Origin of the sequence: Brasilonema octagenarum UFV-OR1, assembly GCF_963888615.1 — a bacterium.
In the GTDB taxonomy this organism is placed as follows: Bacteria; Cyanobacteriota; Cyanobacteriia; order Cyanobacteriales; family Nostocaceae; genus Brasilonema; species Brasilonema sennae.
Genome location: NZ_CAWPKW010000032.1, coordinates 1 through 17,655, shown reverse-complemented (window position 1 = coordinate 17,655; position 17,655 = coordinate 1). Strand labels below are relative to the sequence as shown.

The 17,655-nt window shown below is 43.6% G+C and carries 13 protein-coding genes and 2 pseudogenes; 8 read left to right on the top strand and 7 right to left on the bottom strand.

The genetic code is table 11. The features are described 5' to 3' along the window. Window positions 1-273 precede the first annotated feature (273 nt). A complete protein-coding gene (locus tag AC5590_RS01750; RefSeq protein ID WP_169262859.1) occupies window positions 274-1,506 on the top strand; it encodes a succinate--CoA ligase subunit beta in 1,233 nt (410 codons plus the stop codon). 183 nt (window positions 1,507-1,689) lie between these two features. Further along, entirely contained in the window at window positions 1,690-2,574 is an 885-nt protein-coding gene (locus tag AC5590_RS01745; protein ID WP_169262858.1) for a succinate--CoA ligase subunit alpha, read from the top strand. An 887-nt stretch (window positions 2,575-3,461) separates the two neighbouring features. Here AC5590_RS01745 and AC5590_RS01740 read toward each other — a convergent pair. Beyond that, complete coding sequence (locus AC5590_RS01740) at window positions 3,462-6,194, bottom strand: chloride channel protein (RefSeq protein WP_169262857.1); 2,733 nt, start codon at window positions 6,192-6,194, stop codon at window positions 3,462-3,464. 39 nt (window positions 6,195-6,233) lie between these two features. Between AC5590_RS01740 and AC5590_RS01735 the strand changes: the two genes are divergently transcribed. From AC5590_RS01735 to AC5590_RS01725, 3 genes are all read left to right on the top strand, one after another. Further along, window positions 6,234-6,521, top strand: coding sequence for a hypothetical protein (locus AC5590_RS01735; protein ID WP_169262856.1), 288 nt, complete (start codon window positions 6,234-6,236; stop codon window positions 6,519-6,521). 160 nt (window positions 6,522-6,681) lie between these two features. Beyond that, window positions 6,682-6,894 (top strand): helix-turn-helix domain-containing protein, encoded by a 213-nt coding sequence (locus tag AC5590_RS01730; protein ID WP_370460494.1) that lies wholly within the window; start codon window positions 6,682-6,684, stop codon window positions 6,892-6,894. Beyond that, window positions 6,824-7,483: an RNA-guided endonuclease InsQ/TnpB family protein gene (locus AC5590_RS01725; protein ID WP_370460493.1), complete on the top strand. Its 660-nt coding sequence runs from the start codon at window positions 6,824-6,826 to the stop codon at window positions 7,481-7,483. The genes AC5590_RS01730 and AC5590_RS01725 overlap by 71 nt, the downstream gene beginning before the upstream one ends. A gap of 78 nt (window positions 7,484-7,561) precedes the next feature. On the opposite strand, the gene AC5590_RS01720 is transcribed toward AC5590_RS01725, so the two are convergent. Both AC5590_RS01720 and AC5590_RS01715 read right to left on the bottom strand, forming a co-directional pair. Then, on the bottom strand, window positions 7,562-8,875 hold the full coding sequence (locus AC5590_RS01720) for a TldD/PmbA family protein (RefSeq protein WP_169262855.1): 1,314 nt from the start codon (window positions 8,873-8,875) through the stop codon (window positions 7,562-7,564). A 174-nt stretch (window positions 8,876-9,049) separates the two neighbouring features. Beyond that, the gene (locus tag AC5590_RS01715; protein ID WP_169262854.1) at window positions 9,050-9,913 is read right to left on the bottom strand and encodes a Tab2/Atab2 family RNA-binding protein; all 864 of its coding nucleotides are present in this window, start codon (window positions 9,911-9,913) and stop codon (window positions 9,050-9,052) included. A gap of 251 nt (window positions 9,914-10,164) precedes the next feature. Between AC5590_RS01715 and AC5590_RS01710 the strand changes: the two are divergent. Then, a pseudogene (locus AC5590_RS01710) lies at window positions 10,165-11,321 on the top strand (IS630 family transposase). Window positions 11,322-11,347: 26 nt separating this feature from the next. Here the strand turns inward: AC5590_RS01710 and AC5590_RS01705 are convergent. After that, window positions 11,348-11,569 (bottom strand): hypothetical protein, encoded by a 222-nt coding sequence (locus AC5590_RS01705; protein WP_169262853.1) that lies wholly within the window; start codon window positions 11,567-11,569, stop codon window positions 11,348-11,350. Window positions 11,570-11,880: 311 nt separating this feature from the next. Then, window positions 11,881-13,541, bottom strand: a pseudogene (locus AC5590_RS01700) (transposase). Window positions 13,542-14,186: 645 nt separating this feature from the next. On the opposite strand from AC5590_RS01700, the gene AC5590_RS01695 reads away from it, so the two are divergent. Together AC5590_RS01695 and AC5590_RS01690 are read left to right on the top strand one after the other, a co-directional pair. Beyond that, entirely contained in the window at window positions 14,187-14,834 is a 648-nt protein-coding gene (locus tag AC5590_RS01695) for a histidine phosphatase family protein (protein WP_169262926.1), read from the top strand. Between the two features lie 11 nt (window positions 14,835-14,845). Further along, window positions 14,846-15,871: a glucokinase gene (locus tag AC5590_RS01690; protein ID WP_169262852.1), complete on the top strand. Its 1,026-nt coding sequence runs from the start codon at window positions 14,846-14,848 to the stop codon at window positions 15,869-15,871. A gap of 359 nt (window positions 15,872-16,230) precedes the next feature. Here AC5590_RS01690 and AC5590_RS01685 read toward each other — a convergent pair whose 3' ends face one another. Together AC5590_RS01685 and AC5590_RS01680 are read right to left on the bottom strand one after the other, a co-directional pair. After that, window positions 16,231-16,866 carry a glutathione S-transferase family protein gene (locus AC5590_RS01685; protein WP_169262851.1) on the bottom strand — a complete coding sequence of 212 codons (636 nt, stop codon included), beginning with the start codon at window positions 16,864-16,866 and terminating at the stop codon, window positions 16,231-16,233. A gap of 283 nt (window positions 16,867-17,149) precedes the next feature. After that, window positions 17,150-17,314: a DUF8639 family protein gene (locus AC5590_RS01680; RefSeq protein ID WP_498822697.1), complete on the bottom strand. Its 165-nt coding sequence runs from the start codon at window positions 17,312-17,314 to the stop codon at window positions 17,150-17,152. Window positions 17,315-17,655 lie beyond the last annotated feature (341 nt).

Genomic DNA, 17,655 nt, shown 5'->3' with positions numbered 1-17,655 from the left:
CCAACAATTTAAATGTTTCTATTGTTACAGAAGATATTGAAAAAATATAGCAAAATTACAGAGGTAAGTAATGATATTATATTTTAGTAAAAAACTAATTTATGATAAAAATCAATAAATGTATCTTATCGATTTAAGAAACTAAATAAAATTGATAAAAAAACAGAAAGATTTCTAGTCAAAAAAAGCTTTATCCTGCAATAAGGGGGCAGCGTGAATGTTTTCGTGATTCACTCTAGCCACCCTTATAATGTGGCAAAAAGGTGTGTGTCAATGGATTTATTAGAATACCAAGTCAAAGAATGGTTTGCGAACATAGGCATTCCTGTATTGCCTTCGCAACGAATTGACCATCCCACGGATTTAAAACGTTTAAAAATTCGCTACCCAATTGTTCTGAAATCTCAAGTCAATGCGGTGGAACGAGCAAAAGTAGGTGGAGTCAGGTTTGTAGGAACGACAATTGATGCGATCGCCGCAGCACGAAGTATCTTTAATTTGCCAATTTTAGGACAATTGCCAGAAGTGTTACTGGCAGAAACTAAGTACGAAACTGATCAAGAATTTTATCTTGCTGTGGTATTGGATACAGCTGTCTGCCGTCCTATACTTTTAGGTTGTACTGAAGCAGAGGACATAGATTGGGAATCCGCAGACGAAAAAATGCACTACGTGGTTGTTGAACAAGAGTTTTCCCCATTTTATGCTCGACAACTGGCGTTGAAAATGGGCTTGCAAGGTGCATTGATACAGTCAGTGAGCACTGTTGTTGAGAAGATGTACCACTTATTTGTAGAAAAAGACTTGGACTTGGTGGAAATCAATCCTTTAGGTGTAAGTGCCTCTGGTCAAGTTATGGCGCTTAATGGTAACGTCAGCGTTAACGAACGAGCAATTGGTCGCCATCCAAATATCGCTGATATGGCACAAGCCATGGAAAATAATGATACCAGTAGCGATACAATCAGGAATTTGGGCAACTGGGATGTAGTAGAAATGAACGGTAAAATTGCCATTTTGGGCAATGGTGCTGGATTGGTAATGGCAACTTTAGACTTGGTGATTAATAGTGGTGGGAAACCTGGGGTATGTTTGAACCTCCGCCATGCGTCTGTTACTGATGCTTCACCAACTACCTTTAAGAGTCGCTTGGAAAAAGCTTTAAAAAATATAGCTACTGATAAAAGTATTCAGGTAATACTCATTAATTTCCTAGGTAGCATTTCTCAAGGTAGCGAAGTTTCTCAAGTCATTGGTGAGTTCGTAGAAAATAGTATGAATGAAACTCAATTATTTATGGCTAAGTCAAATGGCGGTAAACGTCGAGAGAACAGTTTTCCCCGCTTAGTCGTGCGTCTTGCTGGTTCTGAATTCGATACAGCAAGAGCTGATATAGCAGCACTGAAAACTCCAACTGACACGTCAATAACGGTAGTGGAAAATTTAGATAAGGGCGTAGCAGAAGCAATCCGTTTGGCTAAATCAACAGCATATAGAAGGTTTTAATTAATTCACCTATAAGACTACTATTTGATTTTTGCGAAGCTTGGTACAGTTATCAGTTATCAGTTACCAAGTTAAGGGGAGTCAACAAATCGCTGACTCTGTTCACTGTTCACTGTTCACTGTTCACTGTTCCCTGTTCCCTGTTCCCTGTGCCTACACAAATAATTTCACAAATTCTATAGTATGAATTTAACACCATATAGCAAAGTGTTAATCCAAGGCTTTTCTGAGTACATTACAGCAAATCATGTTGCTCAAATGAAAGCCAATGGTACAAATTTGGTCGCTGGGGTTAATCCTGGATGGGGTGGACAACAGATCTACAGTCTGCCAGTCTTCGACCTTGTAGAGGAAGTCGTGGATAAATTTGGAGTTATTGATACTACAATTATCTGCGTACATCCTTACCAAGTTCTAGATGCAGCACTAGAAGCGATCGCATCTAATATCCGCCAAATCATTATCATCTCTCCTGGTGTACCACCGTTGGATATGGTACAACTACTTCGTAAAGCCGAAGCAAAAGAAACCCTGATAGTAGGACCAAATAGTCCTGGGATCATCATACCAGGAAAAATCCTTTTAGGAACTCAACCTAGTGAATTTTATACTGAAGGAAAAGTAGGAATACTAAGTCGAAGCACGACTCTCACCTACGAAATAGCTAGGGAATTAACTGATGCTGGCTTGGGACAGTCGATGAGTGTCAGCATTGGAAGTGATGCGATCGTTGGTTCGTCTTTTCTGCAATGGTTGCAAATATTGGATGAAGATGAAGCCACAAAGGCAATAGTTTTAGTTGGACAACCCGGTGGCGATCGCGAAGAAGCCGCAGCACGATATATTGCCGAAGCAATTGATAAACCAGTTGTTGCTTATGTTGCAGGTAGAGAAGCACCACCTGCAAAACATTGGCGTCAAACTGGAACTTTGGCGGCTGTCATCGGACGCGATCCCGATTTTGGCACAGCAAAAAATAAGTTAGCTGCCTTTTCCTTTGCCAGAGTTCCAGTTGCAGAACGTCCTTCTGAGATACCAGAATTGGTAAAGAAGGCGATGAGGGTGTAGGGGTGTAGGAGTGTAGGGGAGCCACTGCCCTATGGCTTACGCCATAGGGCGAACCCGAAGGGCGTATGTAAGGGGAAAGAAAATTGTTTTTTTGTACACCCTACAAGATTAGGCGATCGCGTAAGCGCTGCAGGCAAAGGCGATAAGCCGGAGGGTTGACGCTACAGGTGTCGCTACTTATGGATATACGTAAAATTTACATTTTCCTGTTGGAATTTAAGTAATTTTTGTATACATTTTTTTATAAAGCTGTTAAAATCAAGCTACAAACAAATTAAGACTATAATCTCAATAGAATTACTAAGATAATTTGACAGCACAATCTAATACAAAATTGAAAAAAGAATGCGACGGATTGAACCTTAAAAAGGATTACCAATGATTCTTTCACAATCACTAAATCTAAAATCTAAAAATTAAGTTAGTATAACTTTAACACAGTAATATAACGTAGTGACAACCAATTGCCCTACTGTCTTATTTGTTGAATGTTAAGGCAGAGATTCAGTGATAGAGGAAATCAGTAAATCACAAAATATTGGACAATATATATGCGCGACATAAAGCCTTGGACTATTTGGCTGGTAACTCTAATATCAGTCATCGCTACTGTAATAGGGATTCATAATCTCGAATGGTTTTTAAATGTAAATTGCTTTGCAAATACAATGCCCCAAACCAGCAAATTTTGCAAACATTAACTAGCCAGAGAAATAAAAATCTACTAGCTATGCTCTGCCAGATGGTGCAGAATCTCTTTCGATGACTTATTCGCGTAACAAGATAGAAATTTTTGCAGATCTTTCCTGACTGAAGTAATTACCAAAAATCTGCAAAAACCTTCCCCTTAACGGGAATGGAAAAAAGGATTCAAAATGATCTAGTTTTTAGGCTGAAGCGGTTAACGCTCCTCTGACTAAAATGACTGTACTATCAACACCAGAAGCGATCGCCTCTGGAATATTACCTGTAATTGCGTGTTGCAACATCCCTTCGCGCGAAGCGCCTAAAATCACAACATCGTATTGTTCTTCTTTGACCAAATTAATCACACCTTGAGCAACTGAGTCGGATTTAATGGCTGAGGCGAATACAGTACTACTCAATTTGCGGCGACGAATCAGTTGGCGAATAGCTTCTTCCAAAATTCTCATATCTGGCTCTATTTCTGATGGCTTGAATATTCTAGTCAGGCGAACTTTTGGATCATTTCCCAATGTGACTAAAGCAGGTAACAATTTAATCGCTACCGACGCATTAGGACCACCAGCCATTGGAACAAGCCAACGGTTAAAGGAGTACTGAGGAGTTTGGGGCGTGGGGAGATTTTCTTGGTGATTAGGGTTGCTGAGTGCTGAGTTGGGAGTCAGTAGTTTGGAATTTTGAATCAGATCCTTTGGTTGGTTAAGTGTTTTTCGCGATTTAGAATTGTCTTGTCCCAACTTCACTAGTACCACATCGCAACTGGCACGACGAATGATAGTGTCTACAATATCCCCAAAAATACGACCAGGAGTAGAAGTGCTACCTTTCCACCCCATCAAAAGCAAATCGATGTGTCTTTCTTTTATTGTCTCTAAAATTGCCTGGGCTGGATCATGAGCAACCCGAATTTGCGTATGCACGGGGATTTTGCGCTTTTTGCCTAAAGCTTCTGCCAATCTTAACAAGCGACGACTTTTCGTTGTTCTGACTGGTGTTTCTGTTGGGGAACTGTGGCGGGAGATAGGCATAATTTGTATGCACTCTATTTCATAATGGCGATCGCGAGCAATCGCAGCAGCCATCTCCAATAGTGTCACTGCTGTTTCCGGATTCGCTATCGGTACTAATATTCTTCCTCTACCAGTACTCGGAGAACGCGTTTGATAAACAACATAAGAAGGTTCTGATCGCGACTTAGATTGCTTGTTTTCACAGTTGATATGGTTTGCTTCTGCGCGAATAATATCTGCACGGGTAATGATCCCAATCAGTCTACGCCCCTCGACTACTGGTAAGCGACTAATTTGATAGCGATCTAATAAATACAGTACATCGCTGAGGCTATGCACGGGAGTGACCGTTAAAGGATTGCTAGTCATTATTTCCGTGAGACTCGCATCTTTCGGGAGGTTGCGATCGCGTATTTTCCGCAAATCACTTTGTGTCACTATTCCTACTAATTTACCATCTAATACTATCGGAAAACCCCGATGGTCAGAACGTGAAAAAGCCTCTACTGTTTCATCCAGAGACGTTTCTACCTCTAGAGTATCTACCCGTCTTTGCATCACATCTGTTGCTGTTAACTTTGTCAGTAGTCCTTCAATAGGAGCTTGTTTTTGGATAGTGATGCCACTTAATTGTAGAAGTTTGTCATACAATGACCCAGGGACTATCTTTTCGGCAACTAAGTACGATGTGACAGAGCCAATCATCAAAGGTAGCACCAAATTGAAATCTGTGGTGATCTCAAACACAATCACAATTGCCGTAAATGGGACTTTAGAAACACCACTAAAAAAGGCACCCATTCCTGCCAGTGCATAAGTTGTGGGATTTCCCAGTCCCAAGGCATGTTCCTGGAAGACACCGATAATATATCCTAAACAAGAACCTAAGATTAGACTGGGAGCAAATAATCCTCCTGGCGCTCCTGAGCCAAATGCGACCAAGGTAAGGATAAACTGAGCGACAAAGGCAAGCGCTGCGATGGAAGGATCAACTTCACCAGTGATTACAAACTCCCGTAACTCACTATTATTGCGGAAAGAAGGTGGTAGCAAAGCAACCATAACACCAGAAATAAATCCAGCCAATGCCACTCGTAACGGCAAGCTAATGTGTAAATTACGGTAAATTCTTTGACTAGCGATCAATCCACGATTGAATAATGCCGCCAGTAACCCCGCGAGGACTCCTAAAATTAGGTAAAAGGGAATTTCTGTGATTGAAAAGCTGCTGGAATAATGAGTTGCTGCCAAGTCAAGTTGTAGACTACGACCACCTAACAGTCGTGAGACAACACCACCAATAAATGAAGCAATAATAGCAGTTCCTAAAGTTAATCCTGATAAATCTTGAAGTAATTCCTCGACAACAAAAATCATGCCCGCAATCGGGGCGTTGAAAGCTGCTGACAACCCAGCACCTGCACCAGCAGCGATCATCTGACGTCGATGATCTGGGGAGGTAGGAACCCAACGACTCATCCCCGCCGCCAAAGCCGCCCCAATATGAACAGTAGGACCTTGCCGCCCTAATGTCAAACCCGACCCCAAAGCGATAATAGAACTTAATAACTTTACAGCTGCCACACGCCACGACAGTCTGACTGGCACATTCCCAAGAGAGGCTTTGACTTGTGGAATTCCTCCACCAGACGCCTCAGGTGCCAACCTCTGCACAAGTAACCCAGCTAAAAATCCAAAGCAAACACCAATTACTGGTAAGACAAGCCACGCAGGAAATAAGTAGGAACAATGAACTCGCCATGATCCTAACCATCCAACACTAAATTTAAAGAATACAGCTGATAGAGCAGCGACGACCCCGATAACCGATGCTTCTGCGATCGCTAAACCTCTTCTAGGCTGCCACAAAGTGCGAAAGCTCTGAGTGATCACAAGAGGTAACATATTAATTCAAAATTCAAAGTTCAAAATTCAAAAATAAATATGAAACCGCAGATGCACAAGCTTTGGACGCAGATAAATTATCTATGTACATCTGTGTCCATCTGTGGTTCTAAATCTCCTAAAACCAGATTTTTGCAACAAACCTATCAAGGTTATCACTTGAACAAAGAAAAAGTCACTAAATTATTTTTTAACGAAGTTCGCCGGAATTCAAGAGTCCGGCGTGCGGTGGGGATGGATAGCCGGGGAATGACGATTGCAGCCACAATCAATGTTGTTCTTGATCAACGGGATTGTTGGCTGCGTGAGGAGTTCCCACACTCCTAGTGGGTAACGAGTCAATGAAGTCCTCAAGTACGCGAGTCATAGTCTTATCTTCAATTGCTGAGTACTCGCGTAATTTGCTCATTCGACGATCACTGAGTCTTATTTGTAAGAAATTGTTTTTCATAATCATGTCGTTGTCACTACATTCATGCTAACATAGATGACAAGGAGGGCAAAGCAAATGAGAACTTCATACCAGTTTCGACTACGACCAACCAAACAACAAGCTGCTGACATTGATAGATGGCTATCTATGTTGAGAGCGCAATACAAGTATCTGTTGGCTGATAGATTCAATTGGTATGAAGAGATACGTAACCTTATCGCTGGAAGATCCTACAGTCCCGACTACCAAACCAGATATCAATCCTGATTTGATTGTTGGTATTGATGTGGGATTGAAGCACTTTCTTACTACTTCAGAAGGATTCCAAGCACCCATCCCGCAATATTACCGGAAAGCGGAAAAGCGATTGAAGCGTCTACAAAAACGTATTTCGCGTCGCAAGAAAGGTAGTAACCGCAGGAATAAAGCAGTCAAGCAACTTGCCAGACAGCACAAAAAAGTAACTGACAAGCGTAAAGACTTTCACTTCAAGACTGCTAAACGCTTATTCAATCGGCATGATGTGGTAGCTCACGAGGACTTGAACGTAAAGGGATTGGGAAAGTCCAATCTAGCTAAATCAATTCACGATGCTGGCTGGTCAAGTTTTCTTTCAATACTGGCAAACAGAGCCGAAAAAGCTGGTTTGTTGGTAGTGCCAGTCAATCCGCACAACACATCTCAGATATGTTCAAGTTGTGGCGTCAAGGTTCCGAAGAAACTGCATGAGCGTTGGCACAAGTGTCAATGTGGTTGTCAAATGGATCGTGATTGGAATGCAGCAATCAACATAAAAAACAGAGCGGAGGGGCATCCCGTTCTGTCTAAACAAAGCTCAACGCCTCCGTTCGCGTAGCGTCTCCAAAGGAGATAGCAATAGCTGGATTGGTTGAGAAGCCCCATCCGCCATGCGGTGGGGAGTATGTCACTCATTTCAATTTTGCTTGCCAGTGCTAGATAACCCTTCTACTAATAAAGATGGAGTGTAACAAGAACCGTTCCAGTCAGCATCGTCACCCAGTTTAACTAATTGTTTAAGAACTGTATAGACGTTTCCAGCCACCATCGTATCTTTGACGCGCCCAATAATGTGACCATTTTGGACACGATATCCCAAATCAACGTTGATGGAAAAGTCACCAGAAATGCCGCCGTTACTTCCCAGGATTTGATCCACAATTAACCCATCATCCAGATATTGAATCAATTGTTGTAGCGATTCACCTCCAGGCTGGATGAGGAAATTAAATAAACCAGGAGTAGGATAACTGCCTAAACCGGGGCGAAAACCGTTACCTGTGGAAGCCATGTTTAACTGGCGTCCGGTGGTGCGATCGCAGTAAAAATGCTGCAATACACCATTTTGGATAAATACTAAAGATTGGGTTGGGATACCTTCATCATCAAACGGACAACTGTAAGGTCCTGCTTTGGGATCTTGGTAGAGGGTGAGAATTGGTGACATCACTGGTGTACCAATACGTTCTACCCAGGGAGAAGCTTTTTCTAAAACTCGCTTGGCATTTAAAGCTGCTTGTACAGTTCCCCAAAGCATATCAGCAGCTTTAGAAGTAAACAAAACTGGAACGCGACCGTTGGGAGGTGTAACGTTTTCTTTTGCCCAAGCCAACCGTTGTAAAATTTGGTGAGCAACTCTGTCTGGCTGAAGGTTACCTCTTTTGGTTTGACCATCAGAAACGCTCAAAAAGTCGTCACCTCGTACCCACTCTGCTTCTACATAGCAACTTAGGGTGGTGTCGCTGTAATGGCAATCTAAACCTTTGGTGTTAACAAGTCTTGTGGTTTCAACATCGCATTCCCACTCACTTGTACAAATAACATCTGGATATGCGTCGCGGATGATAGCGATCGCTTCTTTCCCCCACTCCACCAACTTTTCTATGGGTACATCTTCACCCAGGTTTGGGTAAGAAGGCTTAGAATCACCATTTAATTCCACTGCTTCAGGTTGATTGAGTTGACTTAGGGCTAAAGCACGTTCCACCAATGCTTGTGGTTCGACTGGACCGTAAGCCACGACTAATCCGGGACATCCATTGCGCCACAGCCGCAGTGCTGTGCCTTCTGATTGGCTACTTTCGAGCTGCTTGAGGCGATTTGCCTCAAAAAACACAGGTCGAGACAGTGATTTTGACTGATAGACTTCAGCTGCTTCCGCACCCGATTTTATCGAGAGTTCCAGCAGTTCTTCCACCAGAAAATTATTTGGTAATTCTTTATACACCATGTTGTTTTGGCTGTGGACTTAGAAATTGGCAATAGGAAATGGATGGTTGTTAGTTGTTAGTTATCAATTGTTGATGACTAACAATGAACCACTCCCCACCAACCTTTATCCATCTAATTAGTTTATGAGTTGATTCCCGCTACAGCTAAAGGCGTGGCAGTACCTCTATCAAATTTACGGCACATTGACCTCTTGCAACAGCCAAAACCCCGCAAAAGATTCTTCTTGAGGATTGGACTGTACTGCGATAAAATGCACCCCATTAGCTTTTTGCTTTGCTTCTTCAAAGCTTTTGGCTTCTGCTAAGGTTTGAGAGTTTTTGAGATTTGCCAAAATCCAGCTTTCAGTTGCACCGGTTTCTAAAACCAATCTCGGCTCTTCCTTATCATCTAATTTCAACCGAGCTAACTCTAAACCGGATATCCAGCCTGCGATCGGCAATGCTCTTGGTGAGAAAATCAGAATACCAGGAATAGGGGTTTCAGGGGAAATTTGTGCCAATTCAAAGGGGAAAGCTTCACCAAAACCTATTTCCCAGTCGTGCATTTGGGTGAATTCCGATTGTTGTAAAGTCACAAATATCCACTGCTTTCCTTCTAAAGCGTCTGGTAAGCGTAGGGGTGGAGGATTCTCTAGACGTACAGATGGATTTGTTCCTGCTTGATACCCAGGTTCTTGAGGATAAACTTCCTCCATCCGCTGTTCCAGCCATTGGTTAAGCAGCAAAGTGCGGCGACTTGGCTGGGCGGAAATACCCAAATCTCTGGAAGCTTTGGTAATCATGTTGCTCATTTGGCGGCGGAAAAAGCGTATTCTGATTGGTGCTTTTCCTGCTTCGCTGATTGCTTCTTCCAGCGCAGTCCGCAGCCACACTGAATTCACCTCAGTACTGGGGCAATATTTCGCAAAGCGAAAGACAGAATCAATTTTAGTTCGGGTTTCCAAAGGAGTTTCGCATACCAAAACTTCCCAAACCTTTTTCTGATTTTCGTCCAGAATCGGACGCGAGTAAAAATCAAGTTCCCAAATACTGCCCATGTGATGCCGTTATGATTTGGCTACTTTCTTATATTTTCATCATACGAGGGTACAGGTAACCTTGGAGCAAGTCAAAGGGGAGATGAGCAAGTTTTTGGACTGGGAGGTTTTCGATGGAAATACGCTTAACACTTAACAAAGTTCGTCCTAAGTCGTCAAGAAACTAAACAACTAGTAGTCCACCAAAGCAACTTTGCCAGGTAATGCCAATAATTTGATAAGCTACTCCAAGATTGCGAGTGGGTGGCATTATGACAAAGAAATACATTGTGGATTTGAGTGAGGTTGAGGAATCTCAACTGCGGTCGCTAATAAAAACAGGTAAGCGTAAGGCGCGAACAATCACCCGCGCCTATATTCTCCTGATGGCAAGTGAAGCTAAAACAGATGAGGCGATTCCTTCGCAGAGCTTCGCTTAACGCCTCAGCGCTTAAAGTCAACGTCTCAACTGTCGAACGCACTCGTCAGAAATTTGTAACTGGAAGCATAGACTTTGCCCTTGAGGATAGACCGCATCCACCCAAGCCTCGCAAACTCGATGGTAAGCAAGAAGCATTTCTGATAGCTACTGCTTGTTCATCTCCTCCAGAGGGGCGTACTCGTTGGACAATGCAGCTTTTGGCAGACGAGTTAGTAGGTATTGGCGTTGTGGATTCGATTTGTGATCAAACAGTTCGCTGCTACTTAAAAAAAACGTTCGCGTAGCGTGTCCCGAAGGGACTCAGTAAAACCGTGGTTGAAGGAACAATGGTGCATACCAGAGGTAAATGCTGAGTATGTTTTACGGATGGAAGATTTATTGGATTTATACAATGAACCTTATGATCCCAAGCGCCCAGTAGTCTGTTTTGATGAAACCCCGTATCAACTAGTAGAAGAGGTTAGACAACCATTGCCTCCTGAACCTGACCAACCAGAGCGTTATGACTACGAGTATAAACGCAACGGCACTGTTAATTTATTTGCGTATTTTCAACCTTTGGCAGGATGGCGACACATAGAAGTCACACAGCAGCGTACCAAAATAGATTTTGCAAAACAAATGAAAGATTTGGTAGACATTTATTGCCGAGAAGCGGAAGTTATTCGCCTAGTTGTCGATAACCTAAATATCCACAATCCCGCAGCTTTATATGAAGCCTTTAACCCACAAGAAGCCCGGAGAATCATACAAAAACTCGAGTTTCACTATACGCCCAAACACGCTAGTTGGTTGAACCAGGTGGAGATTGAATTGTCCGTTTTATCTCGTCAATGTTTAGAGACACGGATTGGCGATCGCTCAACTTTGGAGGTAGAAATTGCCGCTTGGGAGAAACAGCGTAATTCTCAACGAGCAAGTGTGAATTGGCGATTTCAAACCACGGATGCACGCAGAAAGATGGAGCGCTTATACCCGACTGTCTGACCCGGCAAAGTTGCTTTGGTGGACTACTAGTGCGATTCGTTGTTAGCCAAACCTTGGCAATCAGTCCAAGTATAAGCTAACCAGCCTTGAGAGCGATCAAAAGGTTGAACTTCGGAAGGAATGAAGGTGAAAACCCTTCCCCTCAAACTCAGAGGTGACTCCTTATCTGCCCACGGCAAGTAGGCTCGCAATCCTAGAGACCAAAGCTGGGCACAGGGCGTAATCAGACGGCTGTTATGGGCTGGCACTGGCGCAAAGTCTGCCGGGGGGATACTCCTCCCGGCGAGCTTTGCGCTAAAAGGGAGTGTACAAGGTGAAACAGAATCTAAAAAAGCAACTTATTAGCTAGCAGGGCATAACAAAAAAAACCCTGACCTTGGCTAGAGATAAAACCCCGCCGATGGTTAATTGACAAGCGGTAAGAGTAAGGGGTTCTAGGGCGTGGGTCAAGTCATAGTGATTGACAAAAAAGAGATAATATGTGTCTGGAAAAGCAGGAAGAATAAGGATGCGATTGCCCAAAGGGCAGACGCCAAGGGCGTATCATTAACTAGGGGATTTAAAAGACTTGTTGGTTTGAAGCGCCAGATAGCAACCGTGCAATTACATGGAGATTATGTACAACTGCTACACGCCGCAAGTCAAATAAGTTCTTGCGCAAGCCAGTATAACGGGCACGGTCGCCTTGCCATTGCCCGAGATGAGCCAAGGTATGCTCCACAATAGAACGTTCTGGGAGTTTAGCTGTTGCGGATTCAGTGTCTTGGCGCTCACGCAATTCCTGCATAAAAGCTTCATCCGGACGGCAGTTGCTACAACGCGGGGAACCCGCGCAACGCACTGCCTCATGAATTGAGACATTGCGACCTCTAATAGAAGTAGTACAATGTTCACGTAAAGGACAAACACTACACTCAGAGGCGGGAAAGTGAACAGTTTTTCCAGACTCAAAGGGGATGCTGACATGATTAGGACAACGAATTAGACCTTGGTTCCAGTCAAGTACAAAGTCCGTCTTGATCAAGCGTTAAGCTAGCTGCGCCTCCGGCAATCGCCATTACGTACAGGCCAAGCTTTACAGAAAATAGTTAAGTCTTGGGAACGTTGTTTAACCCAATGACTACTTAAGTAGGCTCGATCAATGTGCAGCTCTACCATCTTAACTTTGTGATGTTTCAAATCTGCATCCATTGCTTCAGTAACTTGAGCTTCTGGAACGTTAGCACTCGTCAAACCGACGGAACGCACCACCCCGATATCCAAATCCCGTAGCAGATGACGTTTATAACCATCAAAACGTTGTGAGCGGCTTTTACGTAAAGCTCGCCGCTTGGGTTGCTTCCCCCGGCAGACTTTACGTCCATGACGCATATCTGAATCTTCAATAGAAATTCGGCGGTCTTTGGCTACACCCTTAACCAGTGTTGGTTTCCCACTAGAATCAATAGTTACATCTTGGGATTGAATCTGTCGTGCCACGGACAGTGCTTGTTGGGCATCCTTTAGCTCCTGATATTCATTTTTTTTTGTAACTCAGACTCTACTTGATCTAGAGCGTTGAGAATGGTTTCTAGGGCTATTGAACGCTCAGTTGGGTTATCCCAGTTCATATCTAAGACGGCTTTGAGCGAAGTTCGTGTGAGTAGATCATCTAGTTGTGTTTGGTGTGCAAGCTCTGCAACTGACTGCCCCGACGTTTGCGCCATTAACCTTACAGCTTTACGCAGCGCGTGACCTAACAGATTATAAGTATCTTCTACTTTTGCCGCCCCCCATAACGGTGAGGAGTCCAATGCAGCTCTCAAGTTACTGGAACCAAATCCACCTTGCTCCTTTGATATTTCTACTGTACGCTCAATTAATCTCCGGTCAACTTCAAAGTCGATCATCGCTTGTCGAAAATTTACCAAAGTTCCTTTACTAAAAGGGGCGTTTTGGCAATCGTGACACTCGAGTACTAACTGCCAACGTCTATCCATTACCAATGCTTCAATCACTTGATCATCACTAACTCCAGTGTAGGCTTGTAGAATTAATGCTAACGCTAGTTGTGCAGGCGGCACAGGACAATGACCAACCGTGCTGTCTTTAAACATAGTAGTCAGTTCTGCTTGAAACTGTGCCTTAAACAGAAGATGACGGTTGTGGCGTAAAAAGATAAATAGTTTAGCTCTGTTAATCCCAGAGATGATGCTTCGCTCTGACGGGCGATAATTCGATGGGAGGATTCCACTAGGAAGGACGCATAAATTACACCACCCTCTAATCCGAACTGATTTTGGTCAATACCCACCCATATTACATCTATTTTGTCAACCATTATTACTTGACCGACGCCCTAGGTGGGGAAAGCCGTCATTCGCGCCCTTATTCACCGCACGGCGCTGGATTCACCGCAAAAATACACCCAGATTTTGGGTTTTACGAGTAGACATTGTATAGGGTTGTCCATCCAAGGCTCATGGAAAATGAAGCGGAACAAGCTAAAAATCAACTTTGGTTGGAGTAAGGGGACGTTAAGCTACGCTTAACGGTGAATCCAGCGCTGCAGGCTGTGCACTGAGCGCGGTCGTTGTGAGGGTTTCCGCTCTCACGGCGACTGGTGTTCGTGTAGCGTCTTTGCAGGAGATACCCGAAGGGGAGTGAGGTCAAACCAACGTGGAATAGAGGGTTGAACGTTAAGTTGACACCAATGAGGCTACCCGTGCCCCTACCCGTGTACCTCATGCTTTGCGCAAAACGCCTATAAATTATTCTATTACAAATAGTTACACATTATGTCATATTATTTTAACTGATAGCCCATGCTAACGGGCTGCATGCGTAGAGCATAGGCTTTGCTTTAAAAAAATGTTTAATCATACCATGAGTCAAATTGTTTGGATCGCAAGACACGCCAACCGTCTCGACTTTGTTAACCCTGATTGGTTTCTCACAGCAGAACGACGCTACGATCCACCACTTTCTGAAGATGGTATGGTGCAAGCGCAGCAATTAGCCAATCGGCTCAAGCGAGAACATATTACTCATATTTTTGCTTCCCCCTTCCTGCGGACAGTACAAACAGCAAACGCCGTGGCAGAAGTTCTTGATTTGCCGATAAAACTAGAAACAGGCTTAAGCGAATGGCTGAATCCCGTCTGGATGAAAGAAGAACCACTGCGACTCTTAACCCGAGCATTAGCAGAATTATTCCCCAGAATAGACATCAGCTACACTCCGCGCATTGCAGTAAATTACCCAGAAACTTACGAAAAAATGCAGGAACGTTCGGGACAAACTGCTAGATGCCTAACGACAGAATTCTCTCCAGAAAATATTCTTTTAGTGGGACATGGTGCGTCCGTATTGGGGGCGGCAATAGGTTTAGTAGGTGAAATTGCCAGAACGGAAGTGAAGGCTTCTCTATGTTCTTTAGTAAAAGTTGTGCGTCAACACCCAGAGTGGTTGCTAGAACTAAAGGGAGATACCTCGCATTTAACTCAGGTAGAAGAAGTCATTCGCTTTAACTAAGAACAACTCACATGACATTACTATTGGCAGGAGACATCGGCGGCACGAAAACCATCTTACGATTGGTTGAAGCATCACAAAAAGCTTCATTACACACTATCTGTGAGGAACGGTACCCCAGTGGAGACTTTCCCGATTTGGTGCCGATGGTACAAAAGTTCTTGCTTAAGGCTAACACACAAACTCCAGAAAAAGCGTGTTTTGCCATTGCAGGACCGGTGGTGCAAAATACCGCTAAGTTGACTAATTTAGTTTGGTTCCTTGATAGCGAACGTTTACAACAAGAACTCGGTATATCCCATGTTTCTCTCATCAACGACTTTGCAGCTGTTGGCTATGGTGTTTTAGGTTTAGACAACCAAGATCTGCTAACTTTACAGGCTGGCAAACCCAACCCCGAAGCCCCTATTGCTATTATTGGTGCTGGTACTGGTTTGGGACAAGGATTTTTGATTAAGCAGGGACAGAACTATCAAGTTTTTGCTTCTGAAGGTGGACACGTTGACTTTGCCCCCCGTACCGAATTAGAGTTTCAACTTTTGAAATACCTGCTCTCGAAGCATGATATCCAACGGGTTTCTGTAGAACGAGTCGTTTCTGGGATGGGAATTCTAGCAATTTACCAATTTCTACGAGATCGCAAAATTGCTACTGAATCACCAGAAATTGCCCAAATAATAAGAAAGTGCGAACAAGAAGTGGGAGGGCAAGAAAAAAGCGTTGATCCGGGTGCTGTCATTGGTAACGCTGCATTAGAGAAAAGCGATCGCCTTTGTGAACAAACCATGCAGTTATTTGTAGAAGCCTACGCTGCAGAAGCAGGTAATATTGCACTTAAACTTCTACCTTATGGTGGTTTGTACGTTGCTGGTGGAATTGCTCCGAAAATACTGCCTTTAATCCAACAAGACAGGTTCATCCGCAATTTCACTCAAAAAGGTAGGATGCGTCCTCTGCTTGAAGATATACCCGTTTATGTTGTCCTAAATCAACAAGTAGGACTCATTGGTGCTGCCATCTGTGCTACTAGGTTATAACTACTAGTAGCTACAGTTGAAAGTAAGGTAGTAACGGGCTATGTTTCTACCCTACTTTGAATTGATGAAAAAGCACCTGCAAATGCGTCAATCAATTTTGGATTTAGGATTTTAGATTTTGGATTAACTCCACCCTAAAAGTGCTCTGCTTGGAGCGAAACAGAACTCATCTCTAAATTTTTAGATTTACGATTTTGGATTAATTCCGTCCGTCAAGGACGGGGCTTGTACCGAAAGTCAACGCCAAGTACCTCTGTCGGGAAACCCTCCTATGGCACAAAGTGCCACGCTGCGCGAACAGTATTGGCTCCCCAATCTAAAATTGTTTCGGTTAGAGTCACTGCATCGCTAATCAACTATTAGAATTTGGTTAAGTCGTATGCACCTCCACGTTCAAGGGCGCGTTTATAAGCAGGTCGCGCATGGATGCGTTCGACAAATTCCTTGATCTTTGGTCGGTTCTCGACCTGTTCGGGAAGCTGGACGAGCATTTCCAGCGGAAAACTCATTTGGATATCGGCGGCAGTGAATTCTTCGCCTACAAACCATGTACTCTTACGAAGCTCGCCTTCTACGTAGTCATAATGAAGCTTGATCTGGGGGGCGATGAACGCATCTTGAGCGCCGCTGTCCCCTTTCCCAAAATGTTTGAAAACTACCTTCATCACCAGCGGTGGCATTGCAGAACCTTCGCCGTAATGCAGCCAATACGTGTAGCGCAGACGCTCCGGCGTACCCAATGCTGGGATTAACCGACCATTGCCGTAGCGATCCACTATGTATTCGATAATGGCACCCGACTCAGCGATCGTCAGATCTGCATCTGTGATCACGGGTGACTTGCCGAGGGGATGGATTTGGTACAGCGATGCTGGTGCCAGCATCGTCTGAGCATCGCGTTCATAGTACTTGATTTCGTATTCGATACCTAATTCTTCGAGCAGCCATAGTACGCGCAGCGATCGCGAGTTGTTGAGATGATGGACAACGATCATAAAACCCTCCTCCTAGTGGCTGATTGCTGTTCGATTTCGGCTAATCTGTCACTATTTATTAAAAACAGTTTTTTAGCCTGAATCCCCCAATTGGGTGCTTCGCCAGACAGTTTCCAGCCTAATTTTTTGATTGCATTATGTCACCCTCAGCTTAGCTTGAGACTCTTCTGAAAAATTCATTCTTTAGAGGTCATTTCTAGAAAAAAATTGAAGAAAAGTTCGTAACGGTTGACTTTGTGGACATTGAAATTTTCAGAAAAAGTGCTTTTTGTCAATCATTGCGTTAATAGTCATTGTCAGCCACACACATCCCTTTACATTTAATACCGTTCGTAGCAGTGCGCCGACAATGAGGACATAGAACTTTTTCGTTTTCTGTTTCTTTATTAGTCTTGATACTAGTGCTTGGCGTAAGAAAGTCTTTTTCGGTCTGGATTTTTATAGTCATAAAGTAGTTCTTTTAAGAGGATGTTTTCAAAGTATAGTTTTTGTCATGTTTTTAGCGTAGCGTGCGTTCTTGACGCTTAGGATTTCAGCCTCAACGAAAAATTGAGATTTTGAGTCCAGAAGACACGCTACCTTTGTGGATTCCTCGCAAATCCAACGAATAGTACGAGCAGACTGTGAACGCAAAAGGCAGAGAAGATTCTTCCCGCCTTATTGCTGTCCTAGGATCGCAGCTACCTGTGCTACAGCCTTCCTAAATAGGATATGAACATCATCCTCTTCTTCTGTTTCTTTTCTTTGCGTCCAAAGACAGCGGGAAGCCACTGAGTCCCAAGGGGACAC